Origin of the sequence: Dyadobacter linearis, assembly GCF_907165045.1 — a bacterium.
Lineage (GTDB): Bacteria > Bacteroidota > Bacteroidia > Cytophagales > Spirosomataceae > Dyadobacter > Dyadobacter linearis.
On sequence record NZ_CAJRAU010000002.1, the window covers coordinates 494,179 to 518,905 of the forward strand.

At 46.9% G+C, this 24,727-nt stretch carries 19 protein-coding genes; 14 read left to right on the forward strand and 5 right to left on the reverse strand.

The genetic code is table 11. The features are described from left to right. Both KOD92_RS08220 and KOD92_RS08225 read left to right on the forward strand, forming a co-directional pair. Window positions 1-894: a sugar phosphate isomerase/epimerase family protein gene (locus tag KOD92_RS08220; RefSeq protein WP_215233068.1), complete on the forward strand. Its 894-nt coding sequence runs from the start codon at window positions 1-3 to the stop codon at window positions 892-894. Between the two features lie 7 nt (window positions 895-901). Beyond that, window positions 902-1,498 carry a DUF3826 domain-containing protein gene (locus KOD92_RS08225; RefSeq protein ID WP_215233069.1) on the forward strand — a complete coding sequence of 199 codons (597 nt, stop codon included), beginning with the start codon at window positions 902-904 and terminating at the stop codon, window positions 1,496-1,498. Here KOD92_RS08225 and KOD92_RS08230 read toward each other — a convergent pair. Further along, window positions 1,487-3,805 (reverse strand): DUF5703 domain-containing protein, encoded by a 2,319-nt coding sequence (locus KOD92_RS08230; RefSeq protein WP_229254588.1) that lies wholly within the window; start codon window positions 3,803-3,805, stop codon window positions 1,487-1,489. The two genes, KOD92_RS08225 and KOD92_RS08230, sit on opposite strands and share 12 nt — an antisense overlap. Window positions 3,806-3,945: 140 nt before the next feature. On the opposite strand from KOD92_RS08230, the gene KOD92_RS08235 reads away from it, so the two are divergent. The 6 genes from KOD92_RS08235 (at window position 3,946) to KOD92_RS08260 (ending at window position 15,802) form a co-directional block, all read left to right on the forward strand. Beyond that, window positions 3,946-5,460: an FGGY family carbohydrate kinase gene (locus tag KOD92_RS08235; RefSeq protein WP_215233070.1), complete on the forward strand. Its 1,515-nt coding sequence runs from the start codon at window positions 3,946-3,948 to the stop codon at window positions 5,458-5,460. Window positions 5,461-5,478: 18 nt separating this feature from the next. Beyond that, the gene (locus KOD92_RS08240; RefSeq protein ID WP_215233071.1) at window positions 5,479-7,068 is read left to right on the forward strand and encodes a DUF5060 domain-containing protein; all 1,590 of its coding nucleotides are present in this window, start codon (window positions 5,479-5,481) and stop codon (window positions 7,066-7,068) included. 267 nt (window positions 7,069-7,335) lie between these two features. Then, window positions 7,336-10,482 (forward strand): SusC/RagA family TonB-linked outer membrane protein, encoded by a 3,147-nt coding sequence (locus tag KOD92_RS08245; protein WP_215233072.1) that lies wholly within the window; start codon window positions 7,336-7,338, stop codon window positions 10,480-10,482. A 19-nt stretch (window positions 10,483-10,501) separates the two neighbouring features. Next, the gene (locus KOD92_RS08250) at window positions 10,502-11,914 is read left to right on the forward strand and encodes a RagB/SusD family nutrient uptake outer membrane protein (RefSeq protein WP_215233073.1); all 1,413 of its coding nucleotides are present in this window, start codon (window positions 10,502-10,504) and stop codon (window positions 11,912-11,914) included. A gap of 10 nt (window positions 11,915-11,924) precedes the next feature. Continuing rightward, window positions 11,925-13,760, forward strand: coding sequence for an exo-alpha-sialidase (locus KOD92_RS08255; protein ID WP_229254589.1), 1,836 nt, complete (start codon window positions 11,925-11,927; stop codon window positions 13,758-13,760). A gap of 11 nt (window positions 13,761-13,771) precedes the next feature. After that, window positions 13,772-15,802, forward strand: a complete 2,031-nt coding sequence (locus tag KOD92_RS08260) for an aceric acid hydrolase (protein ID WP_215233074.1) — start codon at window positions 13,772-13,774, stop codon at window positions 15,800-15,802. 6 nt (window positions 15,803-15,808) lie between these two features. On the opposite strand, the gene KOD92_RS08265 is transcribed toward KOD92_RS08260, so the two are convergent. The 4 genes from KOD92_RS08265 to KOD92_RS08280 all read right to left on the reverse strand — a co-directional run bounded on the left by KOD92_RS08265 (window position 15,809) and on the right by KOD92_RS08280 (window position 17,774). After that, on the reverse strand, window positions 15,809-16,027 hold the full coding sequence (locus KOD92_RS08265; protein WP_215233075.1) for a hypothetical protein: 219 nt from the start codon (window positions 16,025-16,027) through the stop codon (window positions 15,809-15,811). A 2-nt stretch (window positions 16,028-16,029) separates the two neighbouring features. Beyond that, the gene (locus KOD92_RS08270) at window positions 16,030-16,323 is read right to left on the reverse strand and encodes a type II toxin-antitoxin system HigB family toxin (RefSeq protein WP_215233076.1); all 294 of its coding nucleotides are present in this window, start codon (window positions 16,321-16,323) and stop codon (window positions 16,030-16,032) included. A 171-nt stretch (window positions 16,324-16,494) separates the two neighbouring features. Continuing rightward, window positions 16,495-16,875: a helix-turn-helix domain-containing protein gene (locus KOD92_RS08275; protein WP_215233077.1), complete on the reverse strand. Its 381-nt coding sequence runs from the start codon at window positions 16,873-16,875 to the stop codon at window positions 16,495-16,497. A 125-nt stretch (window positions 16,876-17,000) separates the two neighbouring features. Further along, window positions 17,001-17,774 (reverse strand): 3-keto-disaccharide hydrolase, encoded by a 774-nt coding sequence (locus KOD92_RS08280; protein ID WP_215233078.1) that lies wholly within the window; start codon window positions 17,772-17,774, stop codon window positions 17,001-17,003. Window positions 17,775-17,998: 224 nt separating this feature from the next. On the opposite strand from KOD92_RS08280, the gene KOD92_RS08285 reads away from it, so the two are divergent. The 6 genes from KOD92_RS08285 (at window position 17,999) to KOD92_RS08310 (ending at window position 24,725) form a co-directional block, all read left to right on the forward strand. Beyond that, entirely contained in the window at window positions 17,999-18,766 is a 768-nt protein-coding gene (locus KOD92_RS08285; protein WP_215233502.1) for a DeoR/GlpR family DNA-binding transcription regulator, read from the forward strand. Window positions 18,767-18,985: 219 nt separating this feature from the next. Beyond that, on the forward strand, window positions 18,986-20,455 hold the full coding sequence (locus tag KOD92_RS08290) for an L-fucose/L-arabinose isomerase family protein (RefSeq protein ID WP_215233079.1): 1,470 nt from the start codon (window positions 18,986-18,988) through the stop codon (window positions 20,453-20,455). 5 nt (window positions 20,456-20,460) lie between these two features. Further along, window positions 20,461-21,288: a transketolase gene (locus KOD92_RS08295; protein WP_215233080.1), complete on the forward strand. Its 828-nt coding sequence runs from the start codon at window positions 20,461-20,463 to the stop codon at window positions 21,286-21,288. Window positions 21,289-21,327: 39 nt separating this feature from the next. Continuing rightward, window positions 21,328-22,293 carry a transketolase family protein gene (locus KOD92_RS08300; RefSeq protein WP_215233081.1) on the forward strand — a complete coding sequence of 322 codons (966 nt, stop codon included), beginning with the start codon at window positions 21,328-21,330 and terminating at the stop codon, window positions 22,291-22,293. 57 nt (window positions 22,294-22,350) lie between these two features. After that, complete coding sequence (locus KOD92_RS08305; RefSeq protein WP_215233082.1) at window positions 22,351-23,757, forward strand: DUF1593 domain-containing protein; 1,407 nt, start codon at window positions 22,351-22,353, stop codon at window positions 23,755-23,757. A gap of 11 nt (window positions 23,758-23,768) precedes the next feature. Further along, window positions 23,769-24,725, forward strand: coding sequence for a D-ribose ABC transporter substrate-binding protein (locus tag KOD92_RS08310; RefSeq protein WP_215233083.1), 957 nt, complete (start codon window positions 23,769-23,771; stop codon window positions 24,723-24,725). Window positions 24,726-24,727 lie beyond the last annotated feature (2 nt).

Consider the following 24,727-nt stretch of genomic DNA (forward strand, 5'->3'; position numbering starts at 1 on the left):
ATGAAAAGAAGACATTTCATCAACATCATAGCCGCCGGGACTGTCTCGGCGGCTTATTTAAAGCTGGACAACGCATTTGCCCAGCCTCTAAAAACTCAACGGTATCAGATCGCAGTAATTGACCTCATGATCCTCAAAAGGCAGAAAATCAGTGCATTGCCACTTGCCCGCGAGATCGGGGCCGATGGTTTAGAGATTGATATGGGCGGCCTGGGAAATCGGGAAACGTTCGATAACAAACTTGCAGACCCGCAGGTCAGGCAGCAATATCTCGACAAAGCCAAAGAACTGAACCTGACTTTTTGCTCGCTGGCGATGACGGGCTTTTATGCGCAGTCATTTGCGAAACGCGAAGGTGTCGAAAAGATGGTTGGCGACTGTATTCAAACAATGCAGCAAATGAATATCAAAGTCGCTTTTCTGCCGCTGGGTATTCAGGGTGATTTAACCAAAAATCCTGAATTGCGGCCCCTGATCGTTGAAAGGCTGAAATCAATTGCTCCACTGGCGGAAAAAGCTGGCGTTATTATCGGAATAGAAACGGCGCTGAGCGCTGCGGAGGAAGTGAAACTCTTAAAGGATGTGGGTTCGAAAGCCATTCAGATCTACTTCAACTTCTCAAATGCATTAGAAGCAGGTCGGGATGTGAGCGAAGAGTTGCGGATTTTGGGTAAAAATCGCATTTGCCAGATTCATTGTACAGATAAAGACGGCGTTTGGCTGGAAAATAGCACCCGGCTCGATATGCATAAAGTCAGAAAAACGCTGGACCAAATGGGCTGGAAAGGCTGGCTGGTCATTGAACGTTCACGCGACGCAACTCAGCCCCAAAATGTGAAAGGTAACTATGGTGCTAATACTGCCTACATGAAATCTGTTTTTCAAACAAAATAAGATCAAGATGAATACAAGAAATTCCATTGTTTATTTGGTAATGCTTTTTGTGAGTTTGAAGGCATATTCACAGAATTCTGCGCAGGAGGAATTGAATTATGCCAAAACGCTCGATCAGCGCGCCTCGAAGATTGTGAATACATTGGAAATTGCGGACTCAGCAAAATACAACCGCGTCAAGTCGTTGATCGTGAATCAATATCGTGAACTCAACGCGATTCACGAAGGCAAGAAAGCCAAAGTGGGGACTGAGGAAACTGCGGCAAGTCGGCTTACATTGCTTCATAGCGAATATCTGAAAAAACTGTCAGCCGAGTTGACCAGTGAGCAGGTCGATGCGGTAAAAAATGGCATGACCTTCAATGTGTTAGCTGTCACAAATAAAGCTTATCAGGATATGATCCCATCGCTTCAGCCAGATGAAAAAACGCAGATCAATACCTGGCTGGTTGAGGCCCGTGAATTGGCGATGGACGCCGGCTCGTCGGAGGAAAAGCATCAGATTTTTGGCAAATACAAAGGTCGGATCAACAACTATCTCGCCAAGCGCGGGTACGATCTGCAAAAGGAAAGGGCAGCCTGGAATGCGCGTTTAAAGCGGTAAAATTGTCACATCCGCGGCGCGTGACGCTGGCGTAACTTTCAGATTTTCAACCTTCCCGTCTTTAATATCTCCCTCCAAAATCGTTTGGTAAGGTGCGTGCAGCTTGAATTTTCCATTCCATTCTTTGGGCCAGGCGGGCAGGAGAAATAGTTTGCGATCGTCCGTTTGCAGGAGCATTTCCTGTAAGCCGATCATCGCCGAGCCACCCCAGTTGTGGTCGGGTGTCCAGTCGAAACCCGGGCCCCAGAATGTCGGGAAGCGGTGATTGGAATCTTTGAATTTTTCGCGCGTGAGCGCAGCGGCTTCTTCGGTCAAACCTAGTCGGGCCGCAAAAATGCTGTATTGCCGCCAGCCGACGTGACTCCTGAACTTCACCGCATGCGGGTCATATTTGTAGGTATTGATCGCGATTTCCAACCCCGGCTTCCCGACGCCGTAAATGCCCCACGGAAAAACAGGATACAATTGAGGAGTCTCGGAATTTTGCACCCGCGCCCACGCTAAGGCCGGCGCCAGCGTTTTATGTCCTTCAAATTCGGCGAATGGAATCGGCGGGACTTTCTTCAACATCGTCGACCACTGCTCGCGTTGCGGTTTTTCCAGGTATTTTTCGGGTAGTGCGAGCAGCCTTTCCAGGATCACTTTCAGAGCGGAAATGACGGTCGTGGAATTGTAGGTCATCTTGAAAGTTTCCGCGGCTGTGGTCGGGTAGAGGATATAATGCCCATTTTCGTCCAGCGTTTTTGCCCCGCGCTGTCTGGCCAGCATTTGGTAATGTTCATCGTAAAATGTCAGGCAGCTTTCTATAAATGGAATGTAAGCACTGATATCCCGCCCTTCATATCGCTCGGTTTCCAGCATCATAAGGCAAAATTCAAACACCGTTTCCCATTGGTATTCTAGCCAGGCATTGTGTTCCATACCCGGGTCATAACCGGCGGGTCGCTTCATTCCGTATTCGGTCACATTCGGTAAGCCAAAATTTTCAATCTGTTCGGTAAAACTTGCGCCTTTGTGCTTCCAGTAATGCTCGCTGCGGAGTTCTGCATTCCGAAGATTATTTAAGTAAAAATCAAATTGTGGCTTCAATAGGTCAAAATCGCCATTTTTGCACATCGGGAAATAAACGAGACGCTGATTCTGGGCAGTGAAGGTACCGCCGCCCCAAAGCAGGAAGTCTGGCGAATAGCTGTATTTCTTATCTACATATTCAGGGTCAAATGCGAATAAACCTCCATTAAATTTGGTAGGCCACTTTCCGAATGCATTGCACGCCAGCTGATATCTAAAAAGCTGGTAGTTCCGTGAAATGGTATTGTCCTTTCCTTCGATTGTAATGTAACTCCTGTCCCAGAATTGTTTCCACCAAGCCTGAGTTTTTACAAGTGCTGTTTTTTTGTTCAGATCTGCATCCCTGAAAACCGCTGCCAAGCCCGCTTTCCATTCTACCAAAGTCTCAGACTGTGCCACATGCAACCCAATTTCGATTTCATGCGACCGTGCGTTTTTCATGCTTTCCAACTTCCACGCCCTGAATTTTGAACTCGCATAAACACCTTCGGCGTTCCCGGCTGCGCGCAAATTTCTGCCTCTCACAATCCCTCCGAAAGTGTTGTTTTTTACAGGGTTAAATAGCTGATCCTTAACTGCTTCCATTTGTTCTTTCCTGACTGTAAAGTCAAATATATTCTCCTGGTCTGCCCGATTTTTATGGTAGAAAAGAATCTCATTTCCCTGAAATGCAACTTCATCTTTCAAGGTCTTTACCTCAAAAGTCTGCGGTGCCTTGTACGAATTGGCGCGGAGCTCGGTGCCCGTTACAACATGATCGTCAATACGCCAGGATTCGTAAAATGCATTCAGTTGCGTCGGTTGGGCGCTTTTGATTGCTACGTGGATCACCGGACGGAATACATCAACCCAAATATCCAATACCGTCCCGCCTGCCGAGATGCGCACGCTACCTTCGGAAAGGCGCAGTTCCTGTTTGAAATCGTTTGCTGTGAACGGGTTAGGGGAGAGGCGCAATCGCATTCGGCCAGGTTTGAGCATCTGATTGTTCTCGTCAAATGTTCCGCTTCGTGCCATATAGAATAGTACGTCGCCATTTTCAACCCACACATTTAAACCAATATCTCCGCCACCGCAAGGCATAGATTCGCCCGAATTCTTGCTTTGGGTTGTCCAGATTACGTTATACCTGTCAATTTCACTCGATTGTGCGAGCGCGTTTGAGCAAATTATAGACAGTAGAAGGGATTTAATGATCGTCTCCCCAAAACGAAATTGGCCCATGTAGGTAAGCATAACAGCAACTGGAAAATGATACTTTGTAAAGTTTAAATTAGAGGAAATAAATGATATCTTTCTTTGTTTTCGTTTATTTTTCTTTTCTTTGTTTTAATAAGGTCCGACTCATTATTTACTCGTTATTCTTCATATAAGCTATGCAAGGTCCATTTGTTTTAGCGATCGATCAGGGCACAAGTAGCACCAAATCGGTCATATTCAATAGCTTGGGAGAACCGGTCGCAAGAGGGGTTGAGCCGCTTAAAACCTTTTATCTAAAAGGTGGATTTGTGGAACAGGAGCCGCAAGAGATTTATGCAAATGTGCTCGTTTCTGTAAAAAAGTGTTTGGAAGATTTCGCTGAAAAAGGCGGGTCGCCTGGGGATATTGTCTCTTGTGGCATTTCCAACCAGCGGGAGACTTTCGTGATCTGGGGCGAATCAGGCAAACCGATCTATAATGCGGTCGTGTGGCAATGCAAGCGGTCGACAGGGATTTGTGAAAAGCTGATTTCGGAAGGGTATTCCGATCTGATCAGATCTAAAACGGGTTTGCTGATCGATCCCTATTTTTCAGGAACCAAGGTTTGCTGGCTTTATGAAAACAACAACAGGGTTAGGGATGCGATTCAGGCCGGACAAGCCTATTTCGGGACCATCGATACCTGGCTGCTTTATAAACTGACGGGCGGAAAGCGCTATCTGACAGACCATACCAACGCTTCCCGCACGCTCTTTTTTAATCTGGAATCGCTGAATTGGGACGGAGAAATTTTGAATGAACTTGGCCTTTCTGGCTTGCATCTGCCCGCTATTCAGCCTTCTGCAAGCCAATTCGGCGAATCTTATTTCGGCGGATTGTTTGAAAAACCCCTGCCTATTACAGCGATGATCGGCGACTCGCACGCGGCTGCTTTTGGAGAAGGTTGTTTTGAACCGGGTATTGCCAAGGCGACGCTGGGGACGGGATCGTCGATATTGATGAACATTGGAAATGCGCCCAAAATATCCTCGCAAGGCATGGTCACGACGATGGGGTACAGCACCGGTTCGCACGTGGAATATGCACTGGAAGGCGTGATCGTAACCTGCGGAGCGACAATCGAGTGGTTGAAAAATAACCTGGGATTGTTTGAAAACAGCCGGGAAACCGAAGAAATGGCGAAAAGCGTGAGCGATAACGGCGGCGTTTACCTCGTTCCGGCTTTCAGCGGATTAGGCGCGCCACATTGGGATATGAACCGCAAAGCGTCGATTACAGGACTGACTTTTGACCATACCAAAAACCATATTGTACGCGCCGCGCTGGAATCGGTGGCTTTTCAGATCAAGGATGTGATCACGGCGATGGAGGCTGATTCGGATATTGTTTTGGAGCAACTGATGGTCGACGGCGGGCTTACTACCAATGGTTTTGTAATACAATTCCTCGCCGATCTGCTCGAAAAGCCAGTTGTGAATCCCGCCTTGCAGGAAGTGTCCGCATTGGGTGCAGCTTTTCTTTCTGGTTTACAATCAGGAGTTTACGCCAGTGTAGATCATTTGACACAACTTAAAAAAAGCAACGCAACAACGGTACCTTCCCCACAAAATGGTCTTGTAAAAAAGAGCTACCAGGGTTGGCAGGAGGCTGTTGGTTCGCGCCCGGTACTGATTCCATCTGAACAAAACTGAACCACTTAAATGCCTTTCATGAAATCCATTCTGCTGTTTACTTTACTTTTTACCGCTACTTTTCATCAAGTATTCTCCCAAACGAAAATTGAACGCTGGGACCGGTTTGAGATCAGTCTGAAAGGCCCTGAAAATGGAAATCCATTCGAAGATATTACGCTGGGCGCGGAGTTTAGTAATGGAAAAGAGAAGATAAAAGCTGCTGGATTTTATGATGGAAAAGGGGTTTATAAAGTACGTTTTATGCCGCAGTCTGTCGGGGAGTGGAAATATAGAACGTTCAGTAATAGTAAGGTATTGAGCGGCAAGTCTGGGAGTTTTACCTGCGTCGACCCCACCGGTGAAAACCACGGACCTGTGAAAGTGGCTGATACTTACCACTTTAAATATGCAGACGGTAAACGGTACTATCCTTTCGGGACAACTTTGTATGCATGGACGCACCAGCCGACAGCATTGGAGGAGATTACTTTAAAGACTTTGTCGACCGCGCCATTCAACAAAGTGCGCATGTGCGTTTTTCCGAAATACTACGCTAATGTCGAAAACGAGCCGCTTTTTTATCCGTATGTGAAAAAAGGCGAAGGTAAAACGAGTACCGGAAGAGTGAAATTAGAATGGGACTTCACCCGCTTTGAACCTGCTTTTTTTGAGCACCTGGAAAAGAGGATCGATGACCTGAAAGCGCTTGGGATTGAGGCTGATGTGATCATTTTTCACCCTTACGATAAAGGTCGCTGGGGTTTCGATAGCATGGGCCGGGACAATGATCTTAAATATATTAAGTACCTCACAGCCAGGCTTTCATCTTTTAGAAACGTATGGTGGTCGCTGGCAAATGAGTTTGATTATATTAAAACGAAGCCCCGCGCGGATTGGGATATTTATACAAAAGCTGTGGTTGATTCGGATCCATATCAGCATTTGTGTTCCATTCATAATGGGAGTGTTTATTACGACAACTGGAAGCCGGAATTCACGCACGTGAGCATTCAAAATGGTTCGACGGTTGAAGATTTCGGGCGCGCTGTACTGCTGCGTGACGTGTTTCTTAAGCCGATGGTTTACGATGAAGTTTGTTACGAAGGCGATTTGCCGCAGCGCTGGGGACATTTGAGTGGCGAAGAAATGACGGAAGCATTCTGGCAGGGTACCATTACGGGTACGTATGTGACGCACGGTGAAACTTACAAAAATGCGGGCGATACCATTAATTGGGCCAAAGGCGGCCGGCTGATCGGAAGCAGCCCGGCGCGTATCGCTTTTTTGAAAAAGATATTAGAAGAAGCTCCCGGCCCGCTCGAACTGGCCGATCCCTGGAAAGACCATCATACCGCCACTACCGCTGACAGCAGCTATTATTTAATTTATTTTGGTAAAAAAATGCAGCAGGAATGGGCATTTAATCTGCCTAAAAAAGCCGGTCCGGCTGCAAAAACAAAATTCCAAGTAGAAGTGATCGATACCTGGAACATGACAATCACAAAACTTCCGGAAATATTCGAAGCCGGCGCCCCGGTAGAATATCGCATTTTCGACAAAGACCGCAAATCAATCAGGCTGCCGATGAAACCTTATCTCGCATTGCGGATTCGGGCGGTAAATTGATTTGGCCTAACTGCCTCTACACTATCTATTCGGACTCGTACTTTACGAAGTTGTTTTCATAAAACGCCGACTCGCGCTTCATTCTTTTACTTTTTAAAGAATTCCCTTCCCTGTAAGCGTCTATTTTACAAATTTTTATAGGAAAAGACATAAAATTTCTTCGAATTATTTTTTCTGTTTCTTTTTATTCATAATTTTCGTAAAAAATAGAATATAAAAGAAAAATAAGGAAAATCCTGTCACCATGTTCAACGCTGCTTCTAAACTATGAAACACATCTTACCAATTATTCTGGCATTCCTTGTGGCGGTTACGGCTGCTGATGCGCAGACGATTAAAGTCAAAGGCAGGGTCACGGGAATCAGCGATACGGACCCCCTTCCGGGCGTGAGCGTGATCATTAAAGGAACACAAAGAGGTACGACTACCGACGCAGATGGAGCTTACAGTATTGACGTTCCTGATGGAAATACGGTTTTGGTTTTCAGTTTTGTAGGTTATAAAACGGTTGAAGAGCCGGTAGGTTCCCGAAACGAAGTGGCTGTAAAATTGTCGGCTGAAAACAAGGCGCTCGAAGAAGTGGTAGTGGTAGGTTATGGAACGCAGAGCAAGCGTGCGGTGACGGGTTCGGTGATTTCGGTTAATTATGACAAGTTTAAGGACAGGTCGTTCAGCAACGTGACGCAGTCGCTGGCAGGTACTATGCCGGGTGTGAATATTTCGCAATCGCAGGGTGCGCCGGGTGCTTCGCCGGTGATCAAGATCCGGGGCGTGAGCTCCATTACTGCGGGTACTAATCCGCTTATCGTAGTAGACGGCGTTCCGCTGGAAAATTTCAATCTGAACCTGATCAATCCGCAGGATATCGAATCTATTGAGGTATTGAAAGATGCTTCTTCTGCTGCTATTTATGGTTCAAGAGGGTCGAGCGGGGTGATTTTAGTTACTACTAAAATGGGTAAGGCTGGTAAAGTGAATGTTAGCGCAAATATTGAATACGGAACGCAAAAAGTAGTTCGCCGGGTGAAAATGATGGATGCGCAGCAATTTATCGAAACCTATAAGGATGCAAAAAACAACGCATGGATCGCTCAGGGTGGAAATGCGAGTGATTTGAATGATGTCAGACCTGCTACGTTGCGAATACCCGACGATTTTAGAAACAATCCGGAACAATTCGGAAAAGGGACCGACTGGCAGGATGTGATGTTCCGTACTGCCCCTTCGTTCAATGCGCAGTTCAGCGTGTCGGGCGGGACAGAGAAAACGCAGTATTTATTCTCGGCGGCATACCTGGATCAGACTGCTGTTTTAGACGAGAATTACTATAAAAGACTGTCGATCAGATCGAATGTGAAAACTGCGATCAATAGCCGGCTGACGGTTGGGCTGAATTTGGGTATTACTTCGATCTTCGACCGTACGGAAGGTACACAGGGCAAAAGCGACGTGATCAGCCTTGGTTTACAAAGCAACCCGCACTTTCCAGTTTACAACGAAAACGGCAATCTCGGCTTCCGAGACCCGAATTCTACCTGGTTCCGGTTTACTTCTTTTGCTGATATGAACCTTTGGCATCCCTATTCCCTGACCAGGGAGGTTGATAAAGCGAGAAAGTCATTCAACACGCTAGCAACCGGGTTTTTGGAATATGAAGTAGTGAAAGACCTGCGTTTCCGCACGAGTCTGAGCGGCAATTTATACAACACCAGAAACAGTTTTTACTGGAATGATAAACAGAAATACGGCTACTCAGCTGTACTTGCTGCACAGGGAAATGCAGGAGATGCATATATGATCAACTGGCTGAGCGAGAATACATTGAACTATGATAAGAAGATTGGTGAGCACGCATTCACGGGTTTATTAGGCTACACAATTCAGAAGCAGCGCGATGAAACGATGTACGTGGCTTCGAATAATTTCCCCAATGATCTCGTACATACATTGAATGCAGGAACGGTGACGGCGGGTAACACGACTGCGAGTGAATGGTCGCTGCTGTCGTACCTGGCGCGGGTCCAGTATAATTTCAAAAACAAATACTTCCTGGCTGGCGCGATTCGCCGAGATGGAATGTCGCGATTTGGTAGCGATAATAAATGGGGCTATTTCCCTTCTGTATCAGCGGGTTGGCTAATCTCTGATGAAAGCTTCCTGAGCTCGGTACCGGCGATCAATAATCTAAAACTACGTGCGAGTTACGGTGTGACCGGAAACAACCAGATACCAAATTACGGCCCGATCAGTTTGCTCGCCGGAGCGCCTTATGTAAATGGTGCGACGCTTGCCAATGGTTTGAAAGTGAGTGGTTTGGCTAATCCCGGATTGAAGTGGGAGAAAACTAATCAGTTTAATATCGGTGTGGATCTCGGTCTGTTTAATAATAGGATCAACCTCTCAGCTGAGTATTACAATTCGATTACGCGCGATATGCTGCTTTTTGTGCCGATTCCCGATATTACCGGCTTTTCTTCTCAGCTGACAAACATTGGTAAAATGCGTAACCGAGGCGTGGAGTTGAATATTTCTACCAAAAACTTTGCAGGGGATTTCTATTGGAATACGGATTTCAACATTTCCCGCAACCGTAACAAAGTTTTGCAACTCGGGCCGGGCAATGCACCTATTCAATACGTAGATAATGTGGTGACGGTGCGCACGGAAGTGGGCCAGCCGGTTTCGAATTTCTTCGGTTATATTTTCGATGGAGTTTTCAAAAATCAGGCAGAAATAGATGCTTACCCGCATCACGTAAGTACAACTCCGGGTGACCCAAAAGCGCGTGACGTGAATGGTGACGGTAAAATTTCAGACGCGGACCGCACTATTCTCGGAAACTATCAACCCGATTTCATTGCCGGAATTACGAACACAGTTGGGTACAAAGGATTTGAATTCTCGTTTTTGCTGCAAGGTTCTTTTGGTGGTGAGATTGCAAATAACAATGTCAGATACCTCGGTACCTGGGATAATGGACGCAATTTTTACGAAAGTATGTACAACTACTGGCGGTCGGAAAGCCAGCCGGGCGACGGGAAACACTTTAAGCCTTCGGTCAATTACCTGGGTTTGCAGAAGCAGTTTTCGTCCTATTGGGTAGAGGATGCGAGTTTTATCCGGGTGAAAAATATCCGCGTTTCCTATGCATTACCATCGTCGGTGACGAGCAAGTTGAAGATTCGTGACGCGCGGGTTTATATCAATGCTGAAAATGTGCATTTGTTTAGCAAATACACTGGCTACGATCCTGAAAACACAACTTACGGCACTACGTCTTACAGCAGCAGCATGGAAACTGCGGGTTCTTACACGAGCGGAAACGCGCCGGTACCGGGTGCTTTTTCGGGGGTAGATTATGGATCTTATCCACTGCCGAGAGTAATCACAGTAGGTATTAAAGCTGATTTTTAATCCATTCGCCAAATCTGTTATGAAAAAGAACATATTCATTTTTACACTGATCACCCTGGTCGCCACATTGTCGGGCTGCAAGGAATCGTTTCTCGAACTCGCGCCGATTTCAAATCCTAACGCGGAGAATTTTTACAGGACCCGCTCGGATTTCGACCTGGCTGTGAATGCGGCTTACAATACACTTTACACCGTTTATCACCCGCAGGGGCCGGTTTCTTATACCGGGGAACTGATGGCGGACAATGTAACGATCCTGAATATTTCGGGAAATCAGGCTGATAAATGGCAGTTCCGCGACTATTCACTTGCACCTGCAAATACGATGGTTTACCAGTTCTGGCAGGATTTCTACAAGTCGCTATACAATATCAATGTCATATTGAGCAAGATCGAAACTGCTGATATTGACCCGGCTTACAAGGCGCAGACGCAGGGAGAAATGCTTTTTCTCCGCTCGCTTTACTATTATAATATGGTACAGATCTGGGGCGATGTGCCGCTGGTACTGACGCCACTTTCTGCCGCTGAAGCCTACGATATACTACGGTCGCCGGCTGCTGAAATCCATGCACAGATCATCAAGGACCTGGCTGATGCGAAGACAAAACTGCCTGCTACTGCCGCTATTGCGGGCCGTACTACCAAAAGCGCAGCGCAAATGCTGCTCGGGAAAGTGTACCTGCTCGCAGGAGACAAAGCGAATGCAACGAAAGAGCTGAAAGAGATTTATGACAGCAAAAAATTTGAGCTTCTTCATTCTTATGCTGCTTTGTGGGACGTGAAAAATAAAAATACGAAAGAGTCGATTTTCGAAATTCAATACCTCGGCGGCGCTGCGACGAATCCTTACAGCAATTATTACCTCGAATTTTTTCCTAATTCCAATGCATTGGGCTTTTACGGGGCAGGGATGAACCAGGTAGTAAATGATGTATTGGCTGAATACGAGCAGGGTGACACGCGCAGATTGGCGTCAGTAGATACGGGATACACGGATGCGAAAGGTGTATTTACGCCCGCATTTTTTCCTAAGAAATGGGCTGATAAAACAGCGCCGCTGATCAATCAGAGCATTGCTGCAAATAACAATTTTATCGTTTTCCGCTACGCTGACCTGCTTTTGTTGCTGACAGAAGCGACCGGCGACGTGACTTATCTGAATGAAGTGCGTAAAAGATCTAACCTGCCTTTGTATGGTGCGGCGGGATATCCGGCCAAATACAATACGGTTGCGCTGGCAGTCGAGCACGAGCGGCGCGTTGAGCTGGCATTTGAATTTCACCGATGGTTTGATTTAAAAAGAACGGGACGGGCAATTCCTGTTTTGACACAAAAAGGAAAGCCGGTGACCGAGGCGAAACTGCTCCTGCCGATCCCGAATATCGTGCGCGACCAGAATGCCAAAATCACGCAGAATGCCGGGTACTAAACAATTTGGAATGAACAAGTTATTATTGAGTTTATTAATGTTAACATCCTCGTATCCTGGGCTTTTGGCGCAGGATACGATTCGTTATACAGGCAAAATGCTTTCGAATATTGACTATCACCACGGTCAGTTGCGGCCGGTGATTGGGGCGCATTCTTATCAGACTTTTCGGGCAAACCGGACAGACTTTGGAGGTGATGCTGCATTAAGCTGGACTTACAACCACGCGCCGATGCTGGCTTATTGGAAGGGTAGTTTTTACCTAAATTATCTGAGTAATCCGGTCGGCGAGCATATTCCGCCGGGGCAGACTTTATTGCAAACCTCCAAAGACGGCGTGAGCTGGACGACGCCAAAAGTCATTTTTCCGCCGTACAAAATCCCCGACGGAACTACGAAAAAGGAATATCCCGGTGTTGCTAAAAACCTGTATGCAGTAATGCATCAGCGGATGGGTTTTTATGTATCTAAAAACGGTAAGTTGCTGACGCTGGGCTACTACGGCATTGCGCTTGATGCGAAAGATGACCCGAATGATGGGAACGGAATAGGGCGGGTCGTGCGTGAAATCAAGGAAGACGGGTCGCTTGGACCTATCTATTTCATCCGCAACAATGCTTCCTGGAAACAGAAATCGGATTATCCGTTTTATGAAACGAGCAAGGATAAAGCCTTCGTGGCGGCTTGTAATGAGCTGCTTGCCAATAAGTTGGCGGTGCAACAATGGGTGGAAGAAGCTGATCGCGACGATCCGTTGATTTCGCTGAAAGGGGAATATAAAGCGTTCAGTTCATATCATTTGCCGGATGGGAGGGTAGTTGGGTTATGGAAGAATGCGCTAACCAGCATGAGCAAAGATGATGGCAAGACCTGGCTTTATAAGCCAAAAAGGGCGCCTGGATTTGTGAATAGTAATGCCAAGATATGGGGGCAGAAAACGTCGGACGGGAAATACGCGACGGTCTATAATCCCGCCGAATTTCGCTGGCCGCTGGCAGTTTCTGTCAGTGACGATGGTATTGATTACAAAAATTTGTTGCTTGTGAATGGTGAGATTACGGCGATGCGGTACGGCGGCAACTATAAATCGTATGGTCCGCAATATGTGAGGGGCATTTCAGAAGGCAATGGTATGTCGGGTGACGGGAAGATGTGGGTCACGTACAGCATGAATAAGGAGGATATCTGGGTGTCATCGGTTCCGGTACCACTTACTGAAAAAGCTGTTTCTCATGTTAAAGCGGACTTTAACGAGATAAAGTCAGGTGTAGAATTGAGCGAGTGGAATATTTATAGTCCATTATGGGCTCCGGTAAAAATAGAAAAGGGTCAGAAAGGCGACAAGGCTCTCGTTTTGAGGGATTTCGATCCGTTTGACTATGCAAAAGCAGAGCGAATTATTCCTGCCACAAAGAAGTTGATGGTCGAGTTTACGGTAACCCCAGGGCAGGACAAAAATGGGTTGTTGGATATTGAGTTACAAAATGCGCTGGGCAATCCAGGCATGCGGCTTTCGTTTGATTCGACAGGACATATTCGTGTGAAGGCTGGATATCGGAATAAGAATTTGATCGAATATAAAACCGATGAACTATACAGGATTACGATCAAACTGAACACTGAAACGAGATTGTACACTGTTAGAATTAATGATAAAGAGCTTGGTAATCAGATACTTTTCGCTCCAATGGAAGCGGTAGAACGTATTACCTTCCGAACTGGTGATACAAGAAGATTTCCGAATGCAGACACCCCGACTGACCAGATGTACGACCTGCCGGATGCAGGTAGCAAAGACAGAGAGGCAGTTTTCAGAATCCATAATTTGACCACAAGCATTCTTTGAAAGTGATAAAAATGAAGAATTTCAGAAGGTTACTATTTATTCCATTTGCAGGACTGGCACTGACGCAGGCTGTATTTGCCCAGGAAAATGCGCTGGTTAACACTTCCCGAAGCACTCACGCGAAACTTCACGGTACGGATATGAATGCGGTTGAATGGACTACCGGGTTTTGGGCTGATCGTTTTAAGGTTTGCCGGGAAACGATGGTGCCTAACCTCTGGAAAGTATATACTGATCCTGAATTGAGCCATTCTTTCCGGAATTTCGAGATTGCCGCGGGTTTAAAAGAAGGCAATTTCAAGGGTCCTTCATTTCATGACGGGGATTTTTACAAAACATTTGAAGCCGTCGCCGGCATGTATGCCGCGACCAAAGATCCGAAGCTGGATGCATTAATGGATCATGCGATCGAGGTCATGGCGAAAGCGCAACGGGCTGATGGATACATATATACCAAAGCGATCATCCAGCAAAAGCAGAAAGGCGAAGCAAAAATGTTCGATGATCGGCTGAGTTTTGAAGCTTATAATTTCGGTCACCTGATGACCGCAGCCTGTGTACATTACCGCGCAACGGGAAAGTCTACCCTGATGAATGTTGCCAAAAAAGCTTCTGACTTTCTGATCGGTTTTTACGCAAATGCGACGCCGGAACAGTCCAGAAATGCAATTTGTCCGTCGCATTATATGGGTTTGTCGGAAATGTACCGCACCACGCGGGATGAGAAATATCTTAAACTGGTCAAGCACCTGATCGCGATCAAAGGAGCTACGGAAGGTACTGACGACAACCAGGACCGGATTCCGTTTTTGAAACAGACCAAAGTAATGGGCCACGCGGTACGTGCCAATTACCTGTACGCAGGAGTTGCGGACGTGTACGCAGAAACAGGCGACCAGGCTTTGATGGATCAGCTGAATGTAATGTGGGACGATGTAACGAATCACAAAATGTACGTCACAGGCGGTTGCGGGGCACTTTACGACGGTGTTTCGCCCGACGGCACTTCCTATAAACCAGACGAGGTGCAGAAAATCCATCAGTCTTACGGGCGCGATTACCAGCTGCCCAACTTCACTGCTCACAACGAAACCTGCGCGAATATCGGCAATGTGCTGTGGAACTGGCGGATGCTGCAAATCACAGGCGACGCCAAGTATGCGGATATTGTCGAGCTGGCGCTTTATAACAGTGTTTTATCTGGTATTAATTTGCAGGGAGATAAGTTTTTGTATACTAATCCCTTAGCCTATTCGGACGCACTTCCTTTCAAGCAGCGCTGGGAGAAGGAGCGCCTGCGTTACATCTCCAAGTCGAACTGCTGTCCGCCTAATACGGTTCGGACGGTTTCTGAGGTGAATCAATACGTTTACAGCGTGTCCGATGCGGGTGTTTTCTTTAATTTGTATGGAGGAAATGAACTGGATACGCGATTTAAAAATGGTGTATTAAGGCTTTCACAGACAACTGATTACCCGTGGGACGGTAAAGTATCGGTTCAAGTTGAAGAAGCCCCTTCAAATGCATTCGCGATGTTTTTCAGGATTCCAGGCTGGTGCTCAGGTGCTACGTTAGCTGTGAACGGGAAAAAGCAAACCGTTTCTTTGAACGCTGGCACTTATGCGGAAGTAGAAAGAGCCTGGAAAAAGGGTGACAAAGTGGAATTGCTGCTTCCTATGCCGGTTAAATTGATCGAATCGAATCCGCTGGTAGAGGAAACGCGGAATCAGGTTGCGGTAAAACGCGGGCCGATTGTGTACTGCGTCGAATCTATGGATCTTCCAAAAGGAAAAACGATTTTCGATGTCGCGGTTTCGGTTAATAATAATTTTAAACCCACACCGATCACAATCGAAAACAGCCCCATCACTGCATTGCAAGGCGACGCCGTTTTGCTTGACAATACCAATTGGAGCAAAAAGCTATACCGCGAAGTAAGTATCGCCGCACCAAAAACCATCCCCGTAAAACTCGTCCCATATTACGCCTGGGGCAATCGCGGCCACGGTGAAATGTCGGTGTGGCTGCCGTTGGTGCGGTAAATGTTTCTATCGTGCTGGAAGCTGTGGTCGATGACCCGGTGCTTTCGGACGGTTTTTAGGTATTGGAAAGGGGTAGTGGATCTTTTCGTACGCCTGGATCGCTAGTCCGAGCATTTCGATTTCATGAGCCTCCTCATCTGATATTTTGTCCTCACCTATTTTCATCAATAAGTGAAGATCTTCGAGCGCTGCTTCATATTGATTTTCCGATGTGATAGTCTCCATGCTTATAATTTTGAGAGGTTAATCTTATCGTATTGATCGTGGGTGCCGATAAATCGTATGTAGATCATCTGTGACTTAAAGATTATTCGAGCAATTAGTCTACACTTATTTCCACCAATATTAAAAACGTAAAGGTCATTTCCAACTGCATCCACGGATCCAAAGCTTTGTCGCATTTGCCCAAAATGCTTCCAATCGGCCTTTAACGCGACATTGTACCATTTGTCCAGCGCGGTTTCATAAATTGGATATTTACCACTAAATAATCTAATTGCTTTGTGCGAAACAATAACCAAGACAATCTAATTGAAGTTATGACTTCAATCTTTAAAATTGTCTTGTAACTGCTCACATTTCGTTTTTAATCGGTAGCTACCATTTCCTTAGCGGTAAATACACCTCCGAACCCAAATATTCTAAAACTGCGCGAGACAAGTGTCCGTATGGCTACCGCTGATGCGGTTGGGCTAGCCTTGATCTAACGAAACCCCGGGATCGATGCCCAGTTTGTGATAAACGGCCCTAAGGAAGGTTACATCCGGTTCCTTTTTACCATTTAGGATCTGCGAGAGCTTTGCTTTCCCGAGTCCTAGCATATTAGCAAGGCCTGTAACAGATAGATTGAGTTCGAAGCGTTTCTGCTCGACTTTTTCGGTAATCGTTAGGGGAGGAGGAAAAGGGAAGTGAAGCTCCTCATATTGTTCGGCTGCGATAGCCATGACTCGCAACTTCTCAGTCTCTACCTCCGAGAGATTTTGTTCGCCCCGGGACATCAATCCGTAGATTTCTTCCATAGCGGAATCATATTCCGCTTCTGTGTTATACTTCAATTGTTCGTTTTCCATCATTAGCGTTTGTATTTGACAATGGAAGCGTCTATGAAGATATCACGACAGCCAATATCCGACAGTATATTTCATCGAGAAAATCTCTTGTCCGAAATACCCCGATGGGTTATCCTAAGGCAAAAGCATCACAACTCCCTAACCCAAATATTCCGGAAACTTACTCTGCTGCCGTGTTCCTGCAAGCGCAGAGGAAGTTTGCTTTCGTGGTATTTGTATTCCGGGTAGCCCTGGTATACCATAGGCCCACTGAGTTCTACGTGATTGAGGATGAGTACGTTGTTGTGGAAAACGGTCATGTAAGCGGGGGTTTTCAGGGTTTTGTCGGGGTTGAAAACGGGGGCTTCAAAAACGATATCGTAGGTTTGCCAGGTCTGCGGTGCGTTGGCCACATTCACCAGCGGCGCGTGTTGCTTGTAAATGCTCCCGGCCTGACCGTTGTAATAGATTTTGGTGAGATATTGATAAGATTCGTAGATCTGCAATTCATAAAGCCCCATTAACAGTACCCCACTATTGCCGCGGTTCATTCCTTTGTCCTGCGCAGGATCAGGCGTTTTCCATTCCAAATGCAGCTGAATGCTACCGAACTTTTGTTTTGTTTCAATATCTGTCGCCTTCGGCACAATCGTCATCTCTCCGTTTCCGACCTTCCATTTTATAGCTGAACCATCGGCGTGCTGCCATTTCCCGGCATCGTCATCACTTCCCAAGAGCACAATAGCGTCGGAAGGCGGCGCTTCAAGCTGGCCGGGCGTGACCAGCGGCGGTTTTATAGACCAATCTTCGGTTGCCGAAGGGGGCGGGACGGTATCTTTTTTAGCAGTCTGAGCAAAAGCTTCCGTACCTGCACCCAGGACGAAAGGAAACAACAGGTATCTGGAAAGGATTTTGTATTTCATAACGGCATAATTGATTATTCACAATTTAAGAATTAGTAGCATAATTGTATTGTTATATTTTCAATTATTACTTTTTAGTTTCTTTTATTTTCGTAAATTTGCTTTTGCGAGTTTAATGAGCGGTGGCAATAGTTGTAAAAAGTAAATTTTCCTTTTATATCGGATAAGTGTTTGTTTTCCTTCTATTTTAGCTAAAAAAGGAAACCAAAATAACAATGGGAACAATGCTTGCGAATCAGAGAAGGGATAAGATACTCGAATTGTTGAAGGAGGACGGCTCCGCAAAAGTGATCAACCTGGCCAAGCTATTCAAAGTTACGGAAGTGACGATCCGGCAGGACCTGGATAAGCTCGAAAAGGACGGTCTGGTGATCAAGGAACACGGGGGCGCGTTTTTGAAAAATGTGGAAGATCAGGTCCGGAATTTCTCGCTGGGTAATCAGGAGAACCTGGATAAAAAGGAACTGATCGCATCAAAATGCCTGGAATACATTGATAATGGAGATACGATTATTCTGGATTCCGGCTCGACGACGACTGAAATAGCTAAAAAGCTGAGAGGCAGCAACCGGCATTTGACCGTCATCACCAATGCGCTGAATATCGCATTGCTGCTCGGCGCAGAAACCGGGATTGAGGTGATCATGACGGGAGGCGAATTCAAGCCGCCAACCTTGTCGCTCACCGGACAAAAAGCCGCCGACTTTTTTAAAGGTCTGAACGTGCAGAAACTGTTTCTGGCTACCGCGGGATTATCCCTGAAATCGGGACTTACTTATCCTAGTATCAGTGATTTAGTAGTAAAAAAGGCGATGATAGATGCGGCAGACACCACTTACCTCGTGGCCGATTCTACAAAAGTGGGAAAAAGCGCATTTGCGAGTCTGGGCGCACTTTCATTGATAGATTATATCATCACCGACGCCGGCGTGGAAGATAAGCATAAGCAGCTTTTTCATGATAATGAGATTGAGTTGATTGTTGCGGGGTGAGTGATTGAATGATTGAATGATTGAATGAATGAATGAATGAATGAATGAATGAATAAGCCGCTGTGGAACGAGCCACCGTGGAACGAGCCGCCGTGGAACGAGCCGCCGTAAAGTGGGATAAGTAAACAATCTGTTTTGATATTTATTGAAGGCTAAAAGCTAAAAGCTAAAAGCTAATAGCCAACAGCCAATTGCTAAAAGCCAATAGCCATAAAAACCATGAAGATGAAATCAAGTATTGGAGTGATTATTGGGAACCGGGATTTTTTTCCGGATCGGCTGGTTGCGGAGGCCCGTGTTGAGATTATTGATCTTTTTAAAAAGCTTGCAATCCCGGCGGTGATGCTGGATACGGAGGCTACCAAGCTCGGCGGCGTTGAGACTTTTCAGGATGCACAAAAATGTGCTGCTTTATTCCGGGCGCATCGCGACGAAATAATAGGCGTGCTCGTCGTATTGCCCAATTTCGGCGACGAACGCGGGATTGCTGAAACTCTCAAATTATCTGAACTGAATGTGCCGGTATTGGTCCAGGGCTACCCCGACGATCTGAATAAACTCGACGTGGCACGCAGGAGGGATTCGTGGTGCGGGAAAATATCGGCCTGTAACAACCTTTACCAATTTGGGATCAAGTACACGCTCACGACCAAGCACGTCGTACACCCGCAAGACCCCACTTTTATCAAGGATTTACAGGATTTCGTGGCGGTTTGTCGCGTTACAAAAGGTCTGCGAAATGTCAGGATTGGCGCAATAGGAGCCAGGCCGGGCGGATTTAACACGGTTCGGTACAGTGAAAAGATATTGCAACGGAACGGGATTTCAGTGGTCACTGTCGATCTCTCGGAAATTCTCGGCAGAGCCAATAAACTCACCCAGCACGATACCAGCGTGCAGCAGCATTTACAAAAAATAAGGGACTACGCTTCCGTTGGCCGCACGCCGGACGAGGCTTTGTTTCAAATGGCCAAACTCGACGTAGTACTAGCCGAATTTGTTCAGGAAAATGCGCTCGACGCGACTGCGATCCAGTGCTGGACTTCGATTCAGCAGAATTACGGCTGCAATGTGTGTACTTCCATGAGCATTATGAGTGAAAGTATGTCGCCGAGCGGCTGCGAGGTGGATGTGACGGGTACGCTGAGTATGTACGCGCTGCAACTCGCCTCCGGGACGCCGAGTGCGCTCGTGGATTGGAATAACAATTATGCCGACGACGACAATAAATGCGTGCTTTTCCATTGCGGAAACTGGGCTAAGTCCTTTTTACCAGATATAGAAATCAGCACCGCGCCGATCCTCGGCACCTCGGTGGGAGAGGAAAATACGTACGGTGCATTATCCGGCCGCACGCCGGCAATGCCGCTGACTTTCGGCCGAATCAGTACCGACGATCCGAAAGGGATTATGAAAGCTTATGTAGGCGAGGGCAGACTGACCGACGATTCGCTGAAAACGTTTGGAAACCGCGCAGTAGCGGAAATCCCGAACCTTCAAAAATTGATGCATTATATCTGTAACAATGGTTTTGAACACCACGTGGTGATGAATGCATCCAAAACGGCCAGCATATTGAAAGAGGCGCTGGGTAACTATATGGGCTGGGAAGTGCAGGTTTTCGACGAGCCTATCCGTGATTCAGTGCCAAACGGCCATTCAAGCAGAGAATTGGTTTCTCAATATTAATAACAATGTCAGAAAAGGAGCTTGCACGGAAGTCGGTGGAGTACCGGCGTAAAATACTCAAGTACATCTACCAGGCGAAGGCAGGCCATACCGGGGGAAGTCTCTCTTGTATCGATATTCTGAATGTACTTTATAACCACGTTCTGAATGTGGATTCGGCGGATTTTTCGTCGCCCGATCGGGATCGTTATATTCAAAGTAAGGGACATACCGTGGAGGCGCTTTATGTGGTTTTAGCCTCAAAAGGTTTTTTTCCTGAGTCGGATCTTGAAACTCTGTGCACGTATCAATCGCACTATATTGGGCACCCGACACGTAAGGTGCGTGGCGTGGAGCAAAATACAGGTGCGTTGGGCCACGGACTCTCGCTGAGTGTGGGTACCGCGATTGCGGGCAAGCTCGATAAAAAGGATTATCGCGTTTTTACATTGCTGGGCGACGGCGAGTTGCCCGAAGGTTCCAACTGGGAAGCCGCATTATCGGCCGCTCATTACAAGCTAGACAATCTTTGCGCGATCATTGACAAAAATAGCTTACAGATCAGCGGCGCAACGAGCGACGTCTGCAATACTGATCCCGTAGATGCGAAATTTGAAGCATTCGGCTGGGCTGTGCGGCACGTAGACGGTCACGATTTTGAACAGTTGAAAGCAGCTTTTGACGCAATACCTTTTGAAAAAGGAAAACCTAGCCTGGTAATCGCGCATACCATTAAAGGTAAGGGAGTTAGCTACATGGAAAGTCAGTTGAAATGGCACCACGGCGTGCCCAGCGAGGAACAATATTCAGACGCACTGCAGGAGCTGGGCGTAGCAGAAGAAAGTCTTGCGTAACCATATTCCGGGAAACCCGGGACACTAAAAGAACAAGGAGTGGAAGCGACAATTGAAAACATTGCTTTAAAACACCAGGCCAATCTGGAAGTTTTTTCCCAAACATTACAAACGCTGGCCGAGCACGACCGGGATATTATCGTGGTCACAAGCGACTCGCGCGGCTCGGGGAAGCTCGTTCCGTTTGGCCAGAAATTCCCTGATCAGATCGTGGAAGTAGGTATTGCCGAGCAAAACCTGGTCGGTGTTTCGGCTGGACTGGCATCTGCCGGTAAAAAAGTTTTCGCCGTTTCTCCCGCTTGTTTTTTGACTGCGCGTGCATTGGAGCAGATCAAAAACGATGTGGCTTACTCGGATAATCCGGTCAAACTGATTGGTATCAGTGCCGGCGTGAGCTACGGTGCATTGGGTTCCACGCACCATAGTTTACACGATTTCGCGGTTTTAAGAACAATTAATAACCTCTTGATCGTGGCACCGGCGGATAATTTTGAAACAGAACAGGCGATCAGGCTCGCGGCAGAGGCAGATTTTCCGGTTTATTTAAGATTTGGAAAAAAAGTAATGGAGCTGCTTTCAGAGGATGAAAAGACATTTGAATTTGGCAAAGGACGCATTGTCCGCGAGGGTGCGGATCTGACTATTATTGCAACCGGAGAAACCGTCGCGCCCGCATTGCAGGCTGCTGAAAAGCTGGAAAAAGAGTCTGGCTTATCGGCTACGGTAGTGAGTATGCACACGATCAAGCCTTTGGATTACAATCTTTTGGATGAAATTGCATTGTCAGGCAAGCCGATTTTAACTGTTGAAGAACATAGCATTTACGGCGGCCTCGGAGAAGCGTGTGCATCGTATTTATTACAGGCCGGCCACAGGAATGCATTTAAAATTATCGCTATACCTGATGAATATACTGTCACCGGTTCTCAGCAGGAAATATTTACGCATTACGGCATTTCCGAAGCAGGTATTGCAGCGACCGCTCACAAACTTTGTCAGGGTTAATCGTTCCTGGTGTTGTCTGAAATCTAACAGTCCAATCTTTCACCGTTTTCCTGTCCTATGAAACGGATCAAAAAGCTTTTCATCTTTTCGCTGCTCGCATTGTCGGTTCCGGGTTTTGCTCAGGGGCCTGCTGTTAAATCGCGCATTCTTGTATTGACGGATATTGAAAATGAACCCGATGATACTCAGTCGCTTGTCCGTTTTCTAACTTATTCCAATCAATGGGATATTGAAGGCCTGGTCGCGACTACCTCGATTCACCAGCCCAATCGCGTCGCGCCGGAGAAGATCAAGCAGCTGATACAGGCTTATGGAAAAGTAAGGAACAACCTCTTGTTGCATGAAAAAGGATATCCTACTACCGAATACCTGCTGAGTATTACCAAGCCGAGCATTCCCGAATTTGGTATGCAGGCGATCGGTGATGGAAAAGATTCCGAAGGGTCAGAATGGATTATCAAAGTGATTGATAAAAAGGACGACCGGCCGGTTTGGATTCCCGTGTGGGGAGGAGCGAACTGTCTGGCGCAGGCATTATGGAAAGTACGCAAAACGCGGGCTCCGGAAGATGTAAAGCAATTTGTTTCCAAGATCCGCATGTACACGATCTCTGACCAGGACGATACCAGCCCGTGGATCCGCAAGAATTTCCCTGACCTTTTCTATGTGGGCAGTCCGGGCTACCACGCTGCGGGCGCTTACCATTATGCGACCTGGTCGGGCATAAGCGGGGATAAATTCCATGGTCGGTTTGTGGGCGCTAATTTTGAGATAGTGGATAATCCATGGCTTGATGAGCACGTAAGAAGTCACGGGCCGCTGGGAGCTGAATATCCTTTTACCAAATTTTTAATGGAGGGCGACACGCCGTCTTTTTTAGGTTTGATAGAAAATGGCCTGAATGTACCCGAGCATCCCGAATATGGCGGCTGGGGCGGCAGGTACGAACTCTATAAACCCAGGACCTTAAAATATTTCTACGAGCCGGAAACCCGACCGATTTATACCGACGCGATGGACGAGGTAAAAGGGGTGGACGGGAATTTTCACACCAGCAACAAAGCCACGCTATGGCGCTGGCGGGAAGCATTTCAGAACGATTTTGCTGCGCGTATGGACTGGACGGTCAAGCCTTTTAAAGAAGCCAATCACCCGCCGAAAGCTGTTTCAAAGAATGGAAATGCAATCAAGGCGAAAACTGGCGAGAAGGTGACGCTGAGCGCCGAAGGTTCGCAGGATCCCGACGGAAATGCGCTGAGCTATGAATGGATTTACTACCCAGAGCCGGGTAGCTACAATGTAAAAGAGCCTTTAGGGATCGTTGACGCCAAAGCGGTTACGACTTCGTTTACGGCCCCGAAAGTAATGCAGCCAGAGACGATCCATGTTATTCTGGCGGTAACAGACAATGGAAAACCTGCACTCACGCGGTACCAGCGGGTGATCGTTACGGTGTACCCGTAAAACCAATTCCTATGAAATTATTGAATACATATAGACCCCTGTTGATCTGCGCCCTTTTTGGACTTGGATTAATTGGTTGTAAAACAAGACAAAGCGAAGAGGAGCCCAAGAAAATGGCGATTGTCGTTTCCACGCTTAATAATCCGTGGTTCGTTTTTCTGGCCGAGCAGGCGCAGGCCAAGGCGAAAGAGCTAGGTTATGAATCGAAAGTGTTTGATTCCCAAAACAATACATCACAGGAAACCGACCATTTCGAGAATGCGATCGCTTCGGGCTACGATGCCATTTTATTTAACCCTACTGACGCCGACGGTTCGATCGTGAATGTAAAAAATGCTACTGCCGTCGGTGTGCCGGTTTTTTGTATGGATAGGGAAGTGAATGCAAATGGAGCTGCCACGTCGCAGATCCTGTCCGACAGCTATTCCGGCTGCGTGGCGATTGGAAAGTATTTTGTGGAGACTTTAAATAAGAAGGGTAAATACGTCGAGATACTTGGGATGGTGGGAGACAACAATACATGGAACCGTTCCAAAGGGTTTCACAGCGTGGTCGACCAGTATGCTGATCTGAAAATGGTTGCTCAGCAAAGCGCTGATTTTGACCGTAATAAAGCAATGGAAGTCCTCGAATCGATCTTGCAGGCGCAGCCCGATATTGATGCCGTTTTTTGCGGAAATGATGCGATGGCAATGGGCGCTTACCAGGCTTTGGTGGCTGCGGGAAAGGCGGATCATGTGAAGGTATTTGGCTTTGATGGCGCCGAGGATGTGGTGAAGTCGATCCAGGATGGAAAAATTGTGGCGACTGGCATGCAGTTTCCGATTGTCATGGCACAAACTGCCGCCACTTTTGCCGACCAATATTTCAAAGGCGAGCGGAAATTTCCTAAAAAAATGCCTGTGGCGGTGGAGCTGGTGAAGCGCGATAATATCAAGAACTACGCCGCTTACGGGAAAGAGGATTGACT